This window comes from Aliivibrio fischeri (assembly GCF_009727955.1).
In the GTDB taxonomy this organism is placed as follows: Bacteria; Pseudomonadota; Gammaproteobacteria; order Enterobacterales; family Vibrionaceae; genus Aliivibrio; species Aliivibrio fischeri_A.
In genome coordinates, this window is the sequence record NZ_WOBR01000007.1 from 11,588 (window position 1) to 30,727 (window position 19,140).

Annotated in this window: 17 protein-coding genes; 7 read left to right on the forward strand and 10 right to left on the reverse strand. The window is 37.9% G+C overall.

Annotated elements, in window-relative coordinates; genetic code table 11:
- The first annotated feature begins 13 nt into the window (after positions 1–13).
- The 3 genes from codB (at position 14) to GNP81_RS10735 (ending at position 2,880) form a co-directional block, all read left to right on the forward strand.
- Complete coding sequence (codB, locus tag GNP81_RS10725) at positions 14–1,255, forward strand: cytosine permease (RefSeq protein ID WP_155674723.1); 1,242 nt, start codon at positions 14–16, stop codon at positions 1,253–1,255.
- Between the two features lie 11 nt (positions 1,256–1,266).
- Positions 1,267–2,544: a cytosine deaminase gene (locus GNP81_RS10730; RefSeq protein ID WP_155674725.1), complete on the forward strand. Its 1,278-nt coding sequence runs from the start codon at positions 1,267–1,269 to the stop codon at positions 2,542–2,544.
- Between the two features lie 105 nt (positions 2,545–2,649).
- Positions 2,650–2,880 carry a VF530 family protein gene (locus tag GNP81_RS10735; RefSeq protein WP_005417766.1) on the forward strand — a complete coding sequence of 77 codons (231 nt, stop codon included), beginning with the start codon at positions 2,650–2,652 and terminating at the stop codon, positions 2,878–2,880.
- A gap of 61 nt (positions 2,881–2,941) precedes the next feature.
- Here GNP81_RS10735 and fusA read toward each other — a convergent pair whose 3' ends face one another.
- Both fusA and radA read right to left on the reverse strand, forming a co-directional pair.
- Entirely contained in the window at positions 2,942–5,029 is a 2,088-nt protein-coding gene (fusA, locus tag GNP81_RS10740; protein ID WP_005417763.1) for an elongation factor G, read from the reverse strand.
- 195 nt (positions 5,030–5,224) lie between these two features.
- On the reverse strand, positions 5,225–6,607 hold the full coding sequence (gene radA / locus GNP81_RS10745) for a DNA repair protein RadA (protein ID WP_005417762.1): 1,383 nt from the start codon (positions 6,605–6,607) through the stop codon (positions 5,225–5,227).
- 121 nt (positions 6,608–6,728) lie between these two features.
- Here radA and GNP81_RS10750 point away from each other — a divergent pair, with 121 nt between their 5' ends.
- The 4 genes from GNP81_RS10750 (at position 6,729) to GNP81_RS10765 (ending at position 12,183) form a co-directional block, all read left to right on the forward strand.
- Positions 6,729–9,074: a PilZ domain-containing protein gene (locus tag GNP81_RS10750; protein WP_155674727.1), complete on the forward strand. Its 2,346-nt coding sequence runs from the start codon at positions 6,729–6,731 to the stop codon at positions 9,072–9,074.
- 113 nt (positions 9,075–9,187) lie between these two features.
- On the forward strand, positions 9,188–9,868 hold the full coding sequence (locus GNP81_RS10755; protein ID WP_005417753.1) for a response regulator: 681 nt from the start codon (positions 9,188–9,190) through the stop codon (positions 9,866–9,868).
- Positions 9,869–9,870: 2 nt separating this feature from the next.
- The gene (locus GNP81_RS10760; RefSeq protein ID WP_155671966.1) at positions 9,871–11,214 is read left to right on the forward strand and encodes an ATP-binding protein; all 1,344 of its coding nucleotides are present in this window, start codon (positions 9,871–9,873) and stop codon (positions 11,212–11,214) included.
- A gap of 138 nt (positions 11,215–11,352) precedes the next feature.
- The gene (locus GNP81_RS10765) at positions 11,353–12,183 is read left to right on the forward strand and encodes an ATP-binding protein (RefSeq protein ID WP_196587434.1); all 831 of its coding nucleotides are present in this window, start codon (positions 11,353–11,355) and stop codon (positions 12,181–12,183) included.
- 54 nt (positions 12,184–12,237) lie between these two features.
- Here GNP81_RS10765 and GNP81_RS10770 read toward each other — a convergent pair whose 3' ends face one another.
- From GNP81_RS10770 to GNP81_RS10805, 8 genes are read right to left on the reverse strand one after another with little or no spacing between them, the layout of a single operon-like run.
- On the reverse strand, positions 12,238–12,897 hold the full coding sequence (locus GNP81_RS10770; RefSeq protein WP_155671970.1) for an OmpA family protein: 660 nt from the start codon (positions 12,895–12,897) through the stop codon (positions 12,238–12,240).
- Between the two features lie 15 nt (positions 12,898–12,912).
- Positions 12,913–14,304, reverse strand: a complete 1,392-nt coding sequence (locus tag GNP81_RS10775) for a pilus assembly protein TadG-related protein (RefSeq protein WP_196587435.1) — start codon at positions 14,302–14,304, stop codon at positions 12,913–12,915.
- 2 nt (positions 14,305–14,306) lie between these two features.
- Positions 14,307–14,855, reverse strand: coding sequence for a tight adherence pilus pseudopilin TadF (tadF, locus tag GNP81_RS10780; protein WP_063644882.1), 549 nt, complete (start codon positions 14,853–14,855; stop codon positions 14,307–14,309).
- On the reverse strand, positions 14,830–15,315 hold the full coding sequence (locus GNP81_RS10785) for a TadE/TadG family type IV pilus assembly protein (protein ID WP_005417740.1): 486 nt from the start codon (positions 15,313–15,315) through the stop codon (positions 14,830–14,832). The genes tadF and GNP81_RS10785 overlap by 26 nt, the downstream gene beginning before the upstream one ends.
- 8 nt (positions 15,316–15,323) lie before the next feature.
- Positions 15,324–16,064 carry a tetratricopeptide repeat protein gene (locus GNP81_RS10790; RefSeq protein ID WP_155671976.1) on the reverse strand — a complete coding sequence of 247 codons (741 nt, stop codon included), beginning with the start codon at positions 16,062–16,064 and terminating at the stop codon, positions 15,324–15,326.
- On the reverse strand, positions 16,057–16,929 hold the full coding sequence (locus tag GNP81_RS10795) for a type II secretion system F family protein (RefSeq protein ID WP_155674731.1): 873 nt from the start codon (positions 16,927–16,929) through the stop codon (positions 16,057–16,059). Before GNP81_RS10795 ends, GNP81_RS10790 begins: the two co-directional genes overlap by 8 nt.
- Positions 16,929–17,846, reverse strand: coding sequence for a type II secretion system F family protein (locus tag GNP81_RS10800; RefSeq protein ID WP_155674733.1), 918 nt, complete (start codon positions 17,844–17,846; stop codon positions 16,929–16,931). Before GNP81_RS10800 ends, GNP81_RS10795 begins: the two co-directional genes overlap by 1 nt.
- A 2-nt stretch (positions 17,847–17,848) precedes the next feature.
- Positions 17,849–19,135, reverse strand: a complete 1,287-nt coding sequence (locus tag GNP81_RS10805) for a TadA family conjugal transfer-associated ATPase (protein ID WP_155671981.1) — start codon at positions 19,133–19,135, stop codon at positions 17,849–17,851.
- Positions 19,136–19,140 lie beyond the last annotated feature (5 nt).

Genomic DNA, 19,140 nt, shown 5'->3' on the forward strand with positions numbered 1-19,140 from the left:
ACGAGGATTGCACATGTCTCACGACAATGATTACAGCTTAGGGCCTGTACCTAAGACAGCCAGAAAAGGCGTCGTTTCCTTAACTTTAGTTATGTTAGGACTCACTTTTTTCTCGGCAAGTATGTGGACAGGAGGTTCACTTGGAACCGGACTTTCTTTTAATGATTTTTTCCTCGCAGTTCTTATTGGTAATTTAATCCTCGGCATTTACACTTCTTTTCTTGGTTACATCGGCGCTTCAACTGGTCTCTCTACTCATCTCCTCGCTCGTTTTTCTTTCGGTTCTAAAGGCTCTTGGCTTCCTTCTCTACTTCTCGGTGGTACTCAAGTTGGTTGGTTTGGTGTTGGTGTTGCAATGTTTGCAATCCCAGTACAAAAAGCCACAGGCATAGATACTAACGCTCTCATCGTTATCTCTGGTCTATTAATGACCGTCACTGTTTACTTCGGTATATCTGCTTTAATGATTTTATCTATGGTAGCGGTTCCTGCAATTGCCATTTTAGGTGGATACTCTGTATTTAGTGCCGTTGATAGCATTGGTGGCATTGCTGAGCTTCAAAAAATCCAACCAGCAGAACCGATGGACTTTTCAGTCGCTCTTGCCATGGTTGTTGGTTCTTTTGTAAGTGCAGGAACCTTAACTGCTGACTTCGTCCGTTTTGGCAAAAAACCAATGGGGGCGGTTGCTATAACAATGATTGCTTTCTTTGTTGGTAACTCTTTAATGTTCATCTTTGGTGCTGCAGGCGCTTCTGTTACTGGTCAGTCTGATATTTCAGAAGTAATGATTGCACAAGGCTTATTAATCCCTGCAATTATCGTATTAGGCCTAAATATTTGGACGACAAATGACAATGCGCTATACGCTTCTGGGCTTGGTTTTTCAAATATTACTGGTTTACCGAGTAAATATGTTTCTATGCTAAATGGTCTAATTGGTACTGTTTGCGCACTTTGGTTATACAATAACTTTGTAGGTTGGTTAACGTTCTTATCTTTAGCGATTCCACCTATTGGTGGTGTTATCATTGCGGACTTCTTTAGTAACCGTAAACGCTACCTAAATTTTGATAACGCAGCATTCCAAACCATTAACTGGGCAGGTATTATCGCAGTAGCCATTGGTGTTGCCGCTGGTAAATTCTTACCGGGCGTTGTTCCTGTAAACGCTGTATTAGGCGGAGCGATTAGCTACCTATTACTAAACCCAATGATGAACAAAAAATCAATTTCTGAAACAGAAACAGTATAGAAGATACAGCAATGACTAATTTATTAATAAAAAACGTAGCTCTACGAGATCAAAAAGGTTTATTTCAGATCTTGATTGAAGATGGTCAATTCAAAACCATTACTGACAATGAGCAAGCACTCTCCTATTCTGGTGACATTCTTGATGCTGAAGGTGGTTTAGCCAACGCCCCATTTTGCGAACCTCATATTCACTTAGATACAACTCAAACCGCTGGCGAACCAAGCTGGAATATTTCAGGTACCTTATTTGAGGGAATTGAACGTTGGGCTGAGCGTAAAGAACTATTATCTATTGAAGATGTAAAAACACGCGCTAAACAAACATTAAAATGGCAAATTGCTAACGGTATTCAGCACGTTCGTACTCATGTCGATGTGTCAGACCCTACACTGATTGCATTAAAAGCGATGCTTGAAGTAAAAGAAGAAATGAAAGAATGGGTTGATATCCAAATCGTTGCTTTTCCTCAAGAAGGCATCCTCTCTTACCCTAACGGTAAAGAATTACTTGAAGAGGCAGTACAACTAGGCGCTGATGTTATTGGCGCAATTCCTCATTTTGAGTTTACTCGTGAATACGGTGTCGAATCTCTTCACTATATTTTTGAATTAGCGAAAAAATATGACCGTCTAATTGATGTTCACTGTGATGAAATCGATGATGAACAATCACGCTTTGTTGAAACTGTCGCAGCTCTTGCTCATAAATTTAATATGGGGGAAAAGGTAACGGCAAGTCATACAACAGCGATGCATTCATATAATGGTGCTTATGCTTCTCGCTTGTTCCGTTTACTTCGTATGTCTGGTATTAACTTTGTTGCGAACCCACTCGTTAATATCCACCTACAAGGTCGTTTTGACGACTACCCTAAGCGTCGCGGTATTACACGTGTAAAAGAGATGCTAGCAAACAATATTAACGTTTGTTTTGGCCATGACGATGTATTTGACCCATGGTATCCATTAGGCACAGCTAACATGCTACAAGTTCTTCATATGGGACTACATGTATGTCAAATCATGGGATACGACCAAATTAACCAAGGTCTTGATCTAATCAGCTATAAATCAGCTCGAACTCTAAATATTCAAGATAACTACGGTATCGAAGAAGGCAAACCGGGTAACTTAATTATCTTACCTGCTGAAAATGGATTTGATGCCCTACGCCGTCAAGTTCCAGTTCGTTTCTCTATTCGTCACGGTAAAGTAATATCAGAAACTCAACCAGCAACGACTACAATTACGTTAGATAAAGCTGAGACTGTTTCATTTAAACGCTAAGTCATTATCACCTTCAGCAATAAAGGGAGCTATCGCTCCCTTTTTTATTGTTACTATCTTCATAGTGATATACTTACTTTATATTCTTATTCAATGGCATTAATTATGACCCAACAAAATAACCCACTACACGGTATTACATTACAGAAGTTACTTACTGAATTGGTTGAACACTATGGCTGGGAAGAGCTAAGTTATATGGTAAACATTAACTGCTTTAAGAAAGACCCAAGCATTAAATCAAGCCTTAAGTTTTTACGTAAAACCGATTGGGCTCGTGAACGTGTTGAAAATATTTATCTGAAACTACAGCGCCATAAAGAACGAAACCAATAAAAAAAGCCCCGTAAGTTTGCACTTACGGGGCTTTTTAATAACTAAAAGATTTAAGTGCTAATTACTTAGCCGCTTTCTCTTCTTTAGCTTTAGCGATTACTTCTTCAGCAACGCTGTTTGGACATGGTGCGTAGTGAGAGAACTCCATAGAGAACTGACCACGACCAGAAGTCATTGTACGTAGAGTACCGATGTAACCGAACATTTCAGAAAGAGGTACATCACCCTTGATACGTACGCCAGTTAGACCAGCTTGTTGATCTTTGATCATACCACGACGACGGTTAAGGTCACCGATAACATCACCAACGTGATCTTCAGGAGTGAATACGTCAACTTTCATGATTGGTTCTAGAAGTTGAGCACCTGCTTTAGGCATAGATTGACGGAATGCGCCTTTAGCTGCGATTTCAAATGCGATTGCAGATGAATCCACTGCGTGGAAGCCACCGTCGAATAGTTCAACTTCAACGTCTAGTACTGGGAAGCCAGCTAGAGGACCAGTTTCCATCATAGATGCGAAACCTTTCTCAACTGCAGGCCAGAATTCTTTAGGTACGTTACCACCAACAACTGAAGATGAGAACGTAAAGCCTGTACCAGCTTCACCTGGTTTGATACGGTAATCGATCTTACCGAATTGACCAGAACCACCAGATTGTTTCTTATGCGTGTAGCTATCTTCAATTGCTTGAGTAATAGTTTCACGGTAAGCAACTTGTGGTTGACCAACAACTAGATCTACACCGTAAGTACGCTTAAGGATATCAACCTTAATGTCTAGGTGAAGTTCACCCATACCTTTAAGGATTGTTTCACCTGTTTCTTCATCAGTCTCAACTTGGAAAGATGGATCTTCTGCAACCATTTTACCGATCGCGATACCCATTTTCTCAGAACCGCCTTTGTCTTTTGGAGCAACAGCGATAGAGATTACTGGAACAGGGAAGATCATTGGTTCAAGAGTACATTCGTGTTTAACATCACATAGAGTGTGACCAGTTTGTACGTTTTTCATACCAACGATAGCGATGATGTCACCAGCTTGAGCTGAAGTTAATTCGTTACGCTCATCAGCTTGCATCTCAACCATACGGCCGATACGCTCAGTTTTACCAGTTGCTGAGTTAAGAACTGTATCGCCCTTGTTCAGTTTACCAGAGTAGATACGTACGAAAGTTAGAGCACCGAAACGGTCATCCATGATCTTAAATGCTAGAGCACGGAATGGTTCGTCTGCAGAAACGATAGCAACTTCGCCAGTCTCTTCACCAGTATCTTTATCAGTTAGAGGTTGAGGCTCAACTTCGTTTGGAGCTGGTAGGTAATCAACAACAGCATCTAGGATTAGTTGGATACCTTTGTTTTTGTACGCAGAACCACAGAAAGTTGGGAAGAACGCTAGGTCACGAGTACCTTTACGGATACAACGCTTAAGCTCTTCGATAGAAGGTTCTTGACCTTCCATGTAAGCTTCCATTAGGTCGTCGTCTTGTTCTACAGCTGTTTCAACAAGCTCTTCACGGTAAGCTTCTACGTCATCAACCATATCAGCAGGGATATCTTGGATTTCGTAGTTTTCAGGAAGACCAGTGTCATCCCATACAAATGCTTGACGGTTTAAAACATCTACAACACCAACGAAGTCTTCTTCGCGGCCGATTGGTAGAGTCATAACTAAAGGAGTTGCGCCTAGTACTTTTTTAACTTGGTCAACAACGCTGAAGAAATCAGCACCCATACGGTCTAGTTTGTTAACGAAGATTAGACGAGATACTTCTGATTCGTTCGCGTAACGCCAGTTAGTTTCTGATTGAGGTTCAACACCACCAGAACCACAGAATACACCGATACCACCATCAAGTACTTTTAGAGAACGGTACACTTCAACTGTGAAGTCAACGTGTCCAGGAGTATCGATAACGTTTAGACGGTGATCATTCCAGAAACAGCTTACTGCTGCTGACTGGATTGTGATACCACGTTCAGCTTCTTGCTCCATGAAGTCAGTAGTAGTTGAACCATCGTGAGTGTCACCAATCTTATGGATTTTACCAGTAAGCTTAAGGATACGTTCAGTAGTTGTGGTTTTACCCGCATCAACGTGCGCGAAAATACCAATGTTTCTGTATTTAGATAAATCAGTCATCGTTTTACTCTATTAATAGGATATAAAATGCGCGCAGAGTATAACACAAACTGTCAATTGGTATATGCTTTGTTCTATTTTTGCATAGAATTTTCTACCAAAATGGCTCTAATGTGGCCTCTGCCCCTGAAAATTATAGATGAATTTCTGCATTTTCAAATAAAATAATACAGAAATCCGTATTCAAACTCTCAGTTAAAGTTCATCAAAAGCATCAATTGCTTCAGATAACTTCTTAACGCCATGAATTTGCATTCCTTCTATGCCACCTTTTGGCATATTTGCGGCTGGTACAATTGCTTTTTTGAAGCCGTGTTTATACGCTTCCATTAAGCGCTCTTGTCCACTTGGTACAGGGCGAATTTCACCAGCAAGACCAACCTCACCAAAAACCACCACATCCTTAGCTAATGGGCGATCTTTAAAACTCGATAGTAATGCCATAATAAGAGCTAAATCCGCACTGGTCTCAGCGACCTTAACGCCACCAACCACGTTAACAAACACATCTTGGTCTGCCATTTGCAAACCACCGTGTTTATGTAAAACAGCAAGTAACATAGATAAACGGTTTTGGTCTAAACCAACAGAAACTCGACGAGGATTGGAAAGTTGAGAATAATCAACCAATGCTTGTATCTCTACAAGTAAAGGACGAGTCCCTTCCCAAACCACCATCACTGAGCTGCCAGACGTTTCCTCTTCTCCACGAGATAAGAAAATTGCCGATGGGTTATTCACTTCTTTTAAACCTTGGCCTGTCATAGCAAAAACCCCAAGCTCATTCACCGCACCAAAACGGTTTTTATGACTACGAAGGGTTCTAAAACGACTATCAGCACTGCCATCAAGTAACACAGAACAGTCAATAATATGTTCCAACACTTTAGGACCAGCTAAAGTGCCGTCTTTTGTTACGTGGCCAACTAAAAAAATAGCTACATTATTTTGCTTAGCATAACGAGTTAAAGCGGTTGCTGATTCACGAACCTGAGCGACGCTGCCAGGTGATGATTGAACATCTGCAACATGCATTACTTGAATAGAGTCAATAACCATGATTTTGGGTTGCTCTTTCTCTGCAACCTGACAAATCTTATCTATATTGGTTTCAGATAACATTTTCAGATTATCTTTTGGTAACCCAAGACGAGAAGCTCGCATCGCTACCTGTTGCAACGATTCTTCACCAGTAACATACAATGTTGGCATTTCTGCAGCCAAACGACACATAGTTTGTAAAAGTAAGGTTGATTTACCAGCTCCTGGATTACCACCAATCAAAATTGCAGCACCAGGAACAATGCCACCACCAAGAACACGGTCAAACTCTTTAAACGAACTACTAAATCGAGGAACTTCTTGCAAATCAATACTTGATAGGGTTTGAACTTCAGAATCTGTAGTGGAGCCCGCATAACCACCAGATAAACGCTCATTACGAGCAACTTGTGGAGAAGCAGCCAAACGAACCTCTGTAATCGTGTTCCATGCCCCACAAGCATTACACTGTCCTTGCCAACGAGGGAAGTCTGCCCCACAATCATTACAAACGTAGGCGCGTTTTGCTTTTGCCATATATCACCGACATATAAATCAAATAAAAGTGATGGGTTATAACTATTTAACGTATCATTGTTAAATAAACGAGCAATTCTGCCGATAAACCCACTAGATTGTTATTACTGTACCAGAAATCATGCAGCAAGAAGAATATCAAAGCTACGTAGAACAACTTATTCCCGTATTTGGTGAACCTGATTTTAATCTGGTTTGCGAACAAGTTATGTCTCATGAACACCCATCAGTGCATTTAATTGTAAAAATTGAATTAAAACGCATTATGGCGCCTTGCACCAAGCATATTGATTTACGAGGTCGAGTAAAAGGCCAGTGTCACCAATATGAACTGGATGGATATACTCACTGGCTTGATGATGTTGCTATTAATACCTATCACAAAAGCATTGAACGCTTCGGTAGCTATACCGTTGGTGTATGGGAAGCCTTAACCAATACACGTAATAACTTCCGGGTTCTTCATAAAAATAAAGAACAATTAGCAACGACTGATGATAAAGACGAAAACAATCTATTCAAAGCCAAATTAATTCGATTTGGCCACTATCTAACCCGTAGTGAAAACCGTCTGCGCATGTCAACACAAGTTACGGTACTGCTACCTAATGGAAATTTAATCCATGGTACAAGTAGCGACCTATCTTCGTCTGGTGCTCGCATCAAAGTACCTACCGCTTTTGAATATGGTTTGGGACAAATCATACAAGTTAGCTTCCCTAACCTTGCAAAAGATACGGGCATAAAAGAACTCAATGGTGACTTCCCTTACCGTATTCTTGGTATTCACGACAGCGAAGAAAGTGATAGTTATCGATGGTTACGATTAAAAATGGAATCAAACCACGATGTTATTGCTCAAGCCATTGAAGAGAAACTAAATAAAAATAAACGACGAACCGTACATGATCAAAAAGATCAAATAGTTCGAGCTCGCACACAAGGTTATGAGCACTGTTTTTTAAAACATACCACTAATATCCCTCTTTTCTTTTCTGGGGATACCTTAAAGTATGCCGTTATTACTGATCATAATGAATCGCTTTGGAAACACTGGCACGATGAAAAAAACCAGCCTGTAATCCATCATTTATTTAAAGCTGAGCGTATGCAGTTCTTAACCAAACCGGGGTTAAGAGCCAGTCGTACTCATTTCTATAGTTTTAAACACGATCATGAAGATAAAGAACTCTTCTACTCCATGATGTCATCAGAAGCCACACAGCAGGAACGCCAACTCTTTTGGCATGTGGGAGCAAAAAGAAAGAGCTGGAAGGTCATTCGTCTTTCTCTTTTCGAATTAGAAAAAGGCGATAAAGAGCGTTTACTAACCGTCGCTCCTGAAATGGAAAACGTATTAGCCACATTAACGCATATGGGGATCTTAACTGAACTCAGTTTACCTGATACTCAGAAAGATTACTTATTAACAGAAAAACCAAACCTTGAAGCAAAGGTATTAAATCCATACCGTCACTCTTTGGTACCAATGACTCAAGATCCTGCGTTATATTACGATTCAACTCCTCGTAGAGCTGAACCAAGATTTAATTACGAAACCTTAATTACTCTCACTCATCCTACAATTGGTGAAATCAAAGGACGAACTCAAGATATTTCAACCAATGGTTTGTCGATATTACTCGATAAGCCTGCTTTGCTAACCAAAAAATCTGACGTGAGAATAACCTTTAATGAACTGCAAAGCCTCGATAAAAATACACCATTAAGCCGTATTACTTATCGAGTATTAAAAGTAAATTCTAATGGATTAAATATTCAATTACAGATTGAAGACAGCTTACAAACACAAAAAAGCAAAGCCTTTTTAAGTCGTTTGATACAACACAATATAGAAAGACTTCCTGTTGATTATGAACAGCTTCCATCAATTGATATGCTGAAAATAATGCATCAATTGTTGCTGAATAAACTAACAACGACACCTTTCTTTATTGAAAAAGATAATCATAAGATTAAAACGCGTTGTATTGGGGTTAATTTCCCTTTAAATCGACTTAATAAAATTTGGCTACAATTGGGAAATGAGCAACACCTAAATTTAGAGCCTATTTTTAAATCTAGAGTACAACAATTGTTAGTGAACCCATTAAAAACACCAGCAAATCAACGTTCTCACCACCATGAAATCTACATTGCTGTTGTTATCAAAGATGGAAAAATAAAATCAGTGTTCACCCGTATGCTGCAAGAGTTTTCGTCATACAATGATCGTTTAACTTTTATCAGAAAAGCAAAAGAACACGGCGAGTTTTTAGCGGTTCGTGTAACAACAACAGCGGTAAAAAATGCACTTTCAACCACCTCTGAAGTAGAGTTAAGCCAATTAGCTCAATACGCTATTCATTACGCGAGAGCATTAGAAGATGAATTATCAAGCATTGTGGGTTGTGGTGAAATCGCTGACATAACGGATGAAGTCTTAATTCGACTTGAGTTAGGGTAACTGAGGTGAATTAAATTTAATAAAGCCCATCAATTCATGGGCTTTATTATTTAAAAGCAAAATAATAAGTGTTATTAATGAGTATATAAACCTAAGGAATCAGTCGGTATATTATGCAAATAGCTCTTGTTGAAGATAATGAAATCTTAAACCATCACCTGTCTAGTCAATTAAAAGATCAGGGACACGTTGTTTATTCTGATAAAACAGCCTCTGCATTTTTACAAACCGTACAAAAAAAAGAACATATTGATGTCATGATTGTTGATTTAGGTTTACCTGATTTCGACGGTATCACCCTCATCAAGCAAATTCGCCGCAAAGAAATTAATAGCCCTATTCTAATACTTACCGCTCGTGGGAACTGGCAAGATAAAGTCGAAGGACTTGAGGCTGGAGCTGATGATTACCTAGTAAAACCTTTCCAATCTGAAGAATTAATAGCAAGACTTTATGCTCTAGCAAGACGAGCGGCCGGATTTACACAATCAAAAGTAACCGCTGAAAATATTGAATTAGATATAAAAGCAAAAACCATCCATGTAGATGGTCAATTTCTACAATTAACTTCATTTGAATATGATATCGCTGCTTATTTAATAAAAAACAGCTTAAAAATCATATCAAAGCAACAATTTGTTGATGCTTTATATCAAGAAGACTCTGAAGTTCAACTCAATAATATTGAAGTTATCATTTCACGTTTAAGAAAGAAATTTGCAGCCGTTGGTCATAGTGAACTGATTACAACGGTACGAGGCCAGGGCTATCAGTTTCAAATAAAGGCGAAGTAATCATGAAGCGTTTAGTTCAAAACCAATTTCGACGACGCATATTATTCAGTTTTTTAGCTGTCGTTATTGGTTTTTTAATACTAAACGGTTACCTTCGTTATCAAAAAGCTCGCTCTGATTTAATCACTGAATACACTCTTGATATCACTTATCACTTCCCATCTATTTTCAATGAAATGGTATCATCAAATTACATTATGCCATTACAAAAAGGGAATAAATCTCAATATTACAGTTCATCGTCTAAAGATATAACCATTGTTATCTGTGACAATAATGACAATTTGTTATGGGATAGCATGCAAAAAGGTCCACCTTCCCATGTAGAGAACATCTGTATTGATTTACCTAAAGATGAAAATAAACCTGTACTCATTGAAAAGCCAAGTGGCGCAGCCTTTATTTCTCATTCCATGAGTATTGAAAGTAATAATGACCTTCCGCCTAGGCGAGTAATATTGCTCAGTCGTATGGAAGATAAGATATCTCGCCTACACACACTAAAGCTCCAATTAGCCATTGCCTATACTACTCTTATTTTAATTGCTATTTTGGGCGTTTTATGGGGGTATAAGCGTTCTTTTTATCCTTTAAATAGACTACATAATGAATTAAAAAATATTAAAGATAGCGAGCAAGAAAAACTGATCTATAGCTACCCTGAAGAGCTAGAGCCTATAGCTAAAACGATTAACAGATTGCTTGAACAGCAAGATGAACAGTCAAACAAGTATAAAAAAGCCATGGATGATTTAGCACACAGTCTTAAAACTCGAATAGCGACCTGTGATGCATTGTTATATCAAAAAAAGCCGCCAATAGCTGATATCATGGAGCAACTTAATGATATGGACTCAGTGATCCAACATCAGTTAAAACGTGCGTTAATGGGTTCAAGAGGGATAAGTAAACATCATACTTTACTTTCTCCTATTGTAGATAAACTCACTAAAATGTTTATTAAGATCCATAAAGATCGTCAGATTGAATTCATTTGTAATTATAATAACACGCAAACTTTGCCGATTAATTATAATGACTTAATGGAAGTTCTTGGAAATATCCTAGAGAACAGTTATCGCTTTGCAAATAGCTATATTATTTTATCTATTGTAGAACGGAGTGAAGGCTTCAACATTCATATTGAAAATGATGGCGAACCTTTACCTCAAGATAAAATTGAATCAGTATTTCAACGAGGAATACGTGCTGATGAAAAAAATCCTGGTACAGGGATCGGACTCGCAGTATGTGAAGAGATCATATCCAGCTACAACGGACAAATCTGGTTCCATACACAAGATACAGGCTCAAGATTAGAAATATTTTTACCACATCAAATATAAGTAATAATGACAAACCTAAATAATAATTATGGATTTTATCGGATCTTTTTTTCTTTAATCCTAGGAACTCTACTCTTTAGTACTCCAATTTTGTTTCTAATATATAAGCAAACGGAACAACCAATAATATTAATTACGATGGGAACATTGCTAAGTTTCATCGTCTTTATTTACTTTAGTTACCAATGGGCAATTAAACCGATAAAGAAGAGAAAGCGAGAGTTAAAACGCATTCAAAACATGAAAGAAAGTTTCTTTACTCAACCAAGTGACACTGAATCAGAATTAACATCAATTTACCACTCAACTAACCGTGCCCTCTTTCAAGCAAAAGAAAAAGAAGAACAATACAAAAAAACACTCGATGATCTAGCTCATAGTTTAAAAAATCACGTTATCGCATCAAAACTATTGCTACAGGATCTGCAATCCGAATCAACAGGAAAGCTCTTTCAGCAATTAACTTTAATGGATGATGTTATCCAAGGTCAGTTACAAAGAGCCGCATTAAATATTAAAGAACTAAAACCAACAACAACTGTGGTAAGTGAGCCATTACAAGGATTACTCTCCATGTTTAGTAAGATCTACCATGAAAAAAACATTGAGGTTTACTGTCTTTTTAATGAAGAGCAAGAACTCCCAATAGAAAAAGATGACCTAATGGAGATACTAGGAAATACTCTAGAAAACAGCTTTCGATTTGCAGCAACAAAAATTATCATCACTATTAAACAACATAATGATGATTATATATTAAGCATTGAAAATGATGGTCCATCAATCCCTGAAGAACAAAAAGAATCGTTATTTTTACGAGGCGTTAGAGCTGATAAACTGAATGCAGGGACCGGGTTAGGCCTTGCGTTATGTGCTGATATTATTGAGAAATATAATGGAAGTATTTGGTTTGACACTCCAGATAATAAACGTTTAGGTGCACTACTAAAAATAAAGCTACCTATTTAGCAGACAAAGGCGGTATTCCAACGTTTCGTTAGTAACACCGCCTATCTTTAACTATCAATTAGTTTCGTCTGCTTTTTTCTCAATATCAACTCGACGATTATGATGCTGGCCTTCTAATGTGGTATTGTCATCAATCGGTTGTTGCTCTCCAAATGAATAAGATTCTAACTGCTCTTTGCTAGCACCTTGATCCAATAAAAATGCCTTCACGCTATTTGAACGAGCTAGACCTAAATCAATATTGTAACTTTCTCTACCTTTATCATCGGTATGACCATTAAGTAGCACCGTATCTTTTTTCGTCTCTAGCTTCTCAGTTACGTTTTTGAGAATATATTTTGAACGTTCAGTTAAGGAATATTGATCAAAATTAAATAGCACTCGTGCAAATAATTTTTGTTCTACATTATCCTCACCCACTTCAGCATAACTTAATAAATACTCACTGCATTGATTACTGAGATTTGCTTGTTGCATTGCATTACTGAATGTTCGTTTGATCACTTCGGGGGATAATTCAGTGTTCACCTGCATAAAAGGTCCTTGATGAAACAAGATTTGCTTTCCTTCACCAATGGTGACTTGTTCTTGAAACTCAACCTTTTCAGTTCCACAATAATAATCAAGTAACTGATTAAACTCTTGGTTATGACTTTGTTCCGCAGATAAAACATTGGCAGAAAATAAAGCCAACAATACACATATTTTTTTCATAATTTACTCTCGACTTTATTGAGCCAAATGCCCGACTTCTTCTGATACCAGTGACATGATTAAATTTAAAATTTCATCTTTATTATTTGCACTAAATGCGTTCTCTTCTCCCACACAATTTAGCAACCCAGTATTAGCATGAATATCATAGCCATCCCCAAAACCAATCATAGCAATCCTTACACTAGGATCTTCTCCTGTATTCGTCGGTAACCCTGAGCTACTACCGCTAGAGAAGACAATTTTATCTTCTTTGTTATCTTCAGAAGATACAGGACCACCTTCAATAGCATTACGTAAATTGTCACACATACCATAATCTACTAAGGTTTCTGTTTGTCCTAAATAGTGATTAAAATCCTCACCATCAGATAAAATAATAATTAACTGCTTAGGGTTGGCTTCTTCACCATCATTAGTTATATGATAAGAGACAATCTGGCTTGCTCGAATGATTCCTTGTAGTGATGCTGTGCCACCAAAGGCTTCAAATGATTTAATTTTATGATTAAACGAAGCAAAATCAGAGGTGTACATAATATCGGTAAACTCCGCTTTCTCATCGCCATTAGGAACCCTAGCAGCAGCCCCTTTAACCATAAATTGCTTATTAATGGTTTTCTTAGGATAAAACGTATCACCTGCGTCATAGCCATCAGAGTTATATTTAGTAATCCGCTGATCTCGTATAACAAACTTACCATTACTCGATTCGTTAACCGTTCGACGGTTATAACCTGTCATTGCGACACGATGCTTTGGGCCTGTCGTTGAGTTGTTATAAACTTGCAGCTCATCAGTCACCATTTGAACCACATCCTTTAAATCACTTAATCGTGATGGAGGAGAGTAACGTCCAGGAACTTTTGGAACCTCTTCTTCCATATAAGATGGAGCACGCCCTTCCCAGTCATAATTCATAGATCCTGAAAAATCGAGAATAAAAGTAATATCCATCGGCTGGCTGCTTTGAAACTTACGCGCTTTAGACATGCCTGTAGCATCAAATGATTCACCAAATCCAACGGTTACATCATTACCAGGAAACCATGATGTATGCTTTGTTCTTCCTGATACTCGATATTCAACAAATGGTCTATCGTTATCATCAGCAGTACATTCTGGTAACTCTGAACATTCAAGTTTCTCAACCTTAATATCCACCAAACTCGACATATCATGCATGTAATGGGCGACATAGTCTTTACCGGTTTGCGTTGAAACTTCATCCTCTTCGCCATATGCAGAAACGGCTAATACGGCAGCCTCCGCCGCATCTTCTAACCGAGCTTTTGATTGCAAGGCTCTTGCACCATCCGACGCTAATGTAAAAATGCCAAATAAAACAGGAATGCACATAACAAATAAAATAGCGGCATGGCCTGATTGTTGTTTTTTTAATTTCATTATCATCGCCCAATAACAATTGAATCAGACATCACCGTCGTATAGCTTTTATCTACCAAATCACCAAACCAGTTATCACTTTCATAGCAAAGCGCTACACGATACAAAGGCATAGTTCGCCCTCTTACACTAAGCACGGTAAGTTCTTTTAACTGACCGATAGATTTATTTACATGACATGTTTCTGCACCACGATGTTCACTAATGACTGGATTAGGCACATCCACTTCAGAAAAACTCAGTTCCTCTACTAACATGCCGTATTTATTAGCATCAAAATTACCAAACGTTCTTGAAAGCGAGTTTTTTGCTATCTTATTTAAGCTGTCTACTTCTTCAGATGTTAATTGATAATCCATACCATAAAGCTGAGTTCGCTCTTTTAGTACATTAACCAAAGAATAAGAAAGACGATCCAATTTACCTTTTATGGATAACTTAATAATCACATCCCCGCTAAAAGCGAGAAGTAAACTAAAGCAGATACCAACAATCGCGAATTCAATACTAAAAATCCCACGTTGTTTAGATTTCAAATTGCGATCGTTCATACTCTTGCACCACTATCATTTCACGGCTCAAATTAGCTGAGCGACTAAATACATAAGAGAAAATAGGATGAAAATCATAGTCAATTCGATAAATTGCTAGTGCATTATTCCCCTCATCTCCACACTCTCGAGTTCGTTTCCCTTCAGGGATTGGGCATCCTTTCTTCTCTGATTCTAAAGCTTCAATAGTCGGTAGATACTGGATTGATACTCTAAAATTATCCGCAGAGATCACCGTGTTCCAAATGCTGTTATCACGATATAAAACCTCATCAACAATATCTAAATAACGCTCTTCACCTTTCTTAGCACTTCGAGATACTTCTGAAATCGCAAGGTCGTTAATAGCTGAAATATAAGACATGTAACTCATTTCAACCCATGCCATACACATAAACCAAAACGCCATAAAACCCATTACAAATTCAATAGAAGCTGAACCGTTTTGTTTATTTCTCATACATCACCCTAAACGCTTTTCTTTGTATCAATATCTAAAGAATTAAATCGTTGTAATGATTGATAAATACGTTCAATTTCTTTTTTTGTGTGTGTATCACCTAACACTGCATGAATGAATTCAAGGTTCTGTTCTTTAGCCATGCTTAGTATTAAATTGGCCATCACTTGTTCATTGGCTTGTCCGCTACGATAAACTGGCAATAATCGTTGTGCGGCTTGTTTGTAATTGCCTTCGGCAATATCCAAAACCGCTAAATTATTGGCTATCGTATTGCTATCATAAAAATGCAACTGTGCTTTTTGAAAGTATCTACGTGACTTTTCATATTGATATTCATGGCCATATAAAATCCCTAATAAGTTTTCCGTTTCAGGATTATCAGGGTTTTCTTCCAATGAAAGTAAGGCTGCTTTTATCGCTTGAGGATATTTTCCTAAGTCTCCTAAAGCAGAAGCTTGAAGGTAATAGCTTTGAAAGCTTGCTCCATTTTCAATGTTTGGTTTTAAGTAGAACAACGCACTTTCAGGATCTTCTAAATGCAATAATGCAGCTGCAAGAGCTTCACGTATTTCTTCAGTATCTTCTTTTTTCAACTCCGCTTTATATAAATCAGATAAAGCGACGTAGTTTTGTGTTTGCTCGTAAATATCAATTTTTGACTGAGTTAGTGAACTTTCACTGTATTGACGAGAACTGCATGCCGACAATAAAAGAACAGTAGAAACTAGGAGTAGTTTTTTAAGCATTTAACATCAACCTCATCACACCTGGTGCTGCAATTAAAATAACAATAGGGATCATAATGAATACGATCAGTGGAACTGACATCTTTGCTGCTAACTTCCCTATCCGCTCTTCTAGTTCCAACATCTGCACCTCTCTAATATCTGATGCCAATGTGGTTAAAACGCTATAAATGGATGAACCGTAATGCATGCTTTGTGTCAATGTCATCACAAAACTACGCATTTCATTAGAAGGAATTTCGATATACATTTCTTCTAATGATTTCTCTAAACCAACCATGCGAGAGCGTTCATTCATTTTGGTTAATACTTGCGTTAAATCCTTATTAAAGCCTTTCATCTCTTTAGCTAAATAACTAAGAGAAGCTTCAACTGTCATACCTGTTTGAACACATACCGCCATTAAATCCAACAGGTAAGGCATTTGAGTGGAAACTCGATGGATCCTTGCTTTTATCTTTGCTTGTAAATACATATCGGGAGCAAGGATCACAAAAACCATCCATAATGATGCTGCTATAATCCAAGCAGTACTTGATAGAAATGATTGGTAGTAGGCAATCCCCAAGGTCACTTCACCAATCAGTAATACGCTGTATTTAATTGGCATAAATAGGTGTACATATTGAGTATTAGTCCAACCAGCTTGACGTAACTTTTGTTTAATTTCTTCTTCATTAGGATTAAGTTCAGAGGCTTTACTCTTTAGCCACCCACCTAACTCGTTCTCTTTTGTTTTTTGCTTACTACCACTTAATACTTGTAACTGCTTCTCTCTTAGAAAACTTGTAATGCCTAAATAAACAATAAGCATCAAGCCAAATGAAATAAGCGTAATAGATATAAATAAATACCAATCTGACATTACTTGGTTCCTTTTAATAAGCCCCAAATAATAAGCATCCCTATGGCTTCACTAATGAGTACATAATATAAAATGGGTCTACCTTCAGCATGAAACATGACAAATTCATAGTTTTCAGGGCTGAGGAACTGCAAAATAAACAAAAAGAAAAAAGGCATCGCACAAACTATTTTGGCTGAAATTCTCGCTTCTGATGTTAGAGCGTATTTCTTTCTCTCTACTGCTCGTGCATCAAACATCAAACGATTCAAGCGCGAAATTACATCTCTTAATTGCCCGCCTCGATTCATGTTTGCGCGTAATGTAATTACAAAAAAACGAAAAGCAGGATAAGGGAAACGAATACACGATTTTTTAAATACTTCATCCGGACTCTCACCAAGCTGCAAACGCTCTCCCATTATTTTAAATTCTTTACCAACATCGCCTTCGAGTTTCTTGCCAACAAAAGCAATTGCATGGGTAATGCTTTCACCCGCAGATACCGCACTCGATAACATATTTAAAGCATCAGGAAAACGCTCATTAAATTGTTTTTTCTCTCGTTCTTGAAGCCAAACGTATCCCCAAATCACTCCCACTACGATAGCAATAAAGACCACAATATAAGGTGAAGCATGAATCATAGTTCGGTTAATCAACAGACCAATTAAGGCAAATACACATACTGAAAAAACCAGTTTTAACGCAGCGCCATTACCTAATTGTCTCGCGATATTTCTCCAAATAAACTCCATTTTTTGTCGAAATGTTCGCTCTGTTAAGGACGCTAAATTAATAGCTTGTTCAGTGCTATTTAGGTCATCAACAAACTGAGTCACATTTGATTTTTCTAAATATTGACTCTTTTTTACCGGCTTATCACCAAGAGCAAGTCCCAATAGAATTAAGCCTATACCGATTGCAATCCAAGACATTGTTATACCTCTGTATAAGGGGTTCTAAATGCTGATTGTATTTTGTCTTCCATCCCAAAGAATCGTGCTTTTTCCATCAACACTGAGCGCTGCATTAAACCAGAAGTAAAATAGTTACCTTTTACTTTGCCATCTTCGTTTTGTTCTTTATTTGGTTTAAAAGCGAATATTTCTTCAAGAACAACGTTACTTCCTTCCAGTCCCACGACTTCAGAAATGCTCATCACTTTTCGAGTTCCATCGTGCAAACGACTGATTTGAATAACAATATCAACCGCACTAACGATGGTTCTTCTCACAGCTTCTAATGGCAAGTTATTCGTTGCCATCATCACCATGGCCTCAACTCGTGATAACGCATCTCTTGGTGAATTGGCATGCAATGTAGACATTGAACCATCATGGCCCGTATTCATTGCTTGAAGCATTTCAAACGCCTCTCCACCACGACACTCACCTACGATGATTCGATCAGGGCGCATACGTAGTGAGTTAATAACCAAATCACGCTGAGAGACAACACCGGTCCCTTCAATACCTGATGTTCTGGTTTCTAAACGAACAACGTGAGGCTGCTGTAGTTTTAATTCTGCCGCATCTTCGATTGTGACAATGCGTTCGCCTTCAGAAATGAACTGAGATAATGCATTTAGCATGGTTGTCTTACCTGAGCCAGTACCGCCTGAAATTAAAATATTCAAACGACAACGTGAAGCAACCATCAGTATTTGCGCCATTTCTTTGCTCATGGCACCAAATTCAACTAAGTCAGAAAAGCCAATACTCTGCTTTTTAAACTTACGAATAGAAATTGAAGTTCCATCAATAGCAATTGGTGGGATCACGATATTGACACGACTCCCGTCTTCTAAACGTGCATCACAAGTTGGACTTGATTCATCTACTCGACGGCCAACACGACTCGCAATGCGTTTTGCAATATCAATCAGTTGTTGTTCATCAATAAAATTAACACTGACTTTCTCGACTAAACCATCTCGCTCAATAAATACATTTTCGTGGCCATTGATCATGATGTCTGTAATGGTTTCATCATCCATTAAATTCTGCAGTGGCCCCAAACCAACAAGTTCATTGACTAAACTTTCTACGTACTCATTTTTCATAATAAGAGAGACGGGTAATTGCTCTCTATCAATAAGTAAATCTACCGCATTCGATAGTTGTTGAGTCAACTCTTGTTTAGTCAGTTTATTTAACGCTTCAGGTTCTAATGCATTAAATATTTGAGTTCTTAATTGAATATATAACGCTTTATTATTGTTCATTTTTT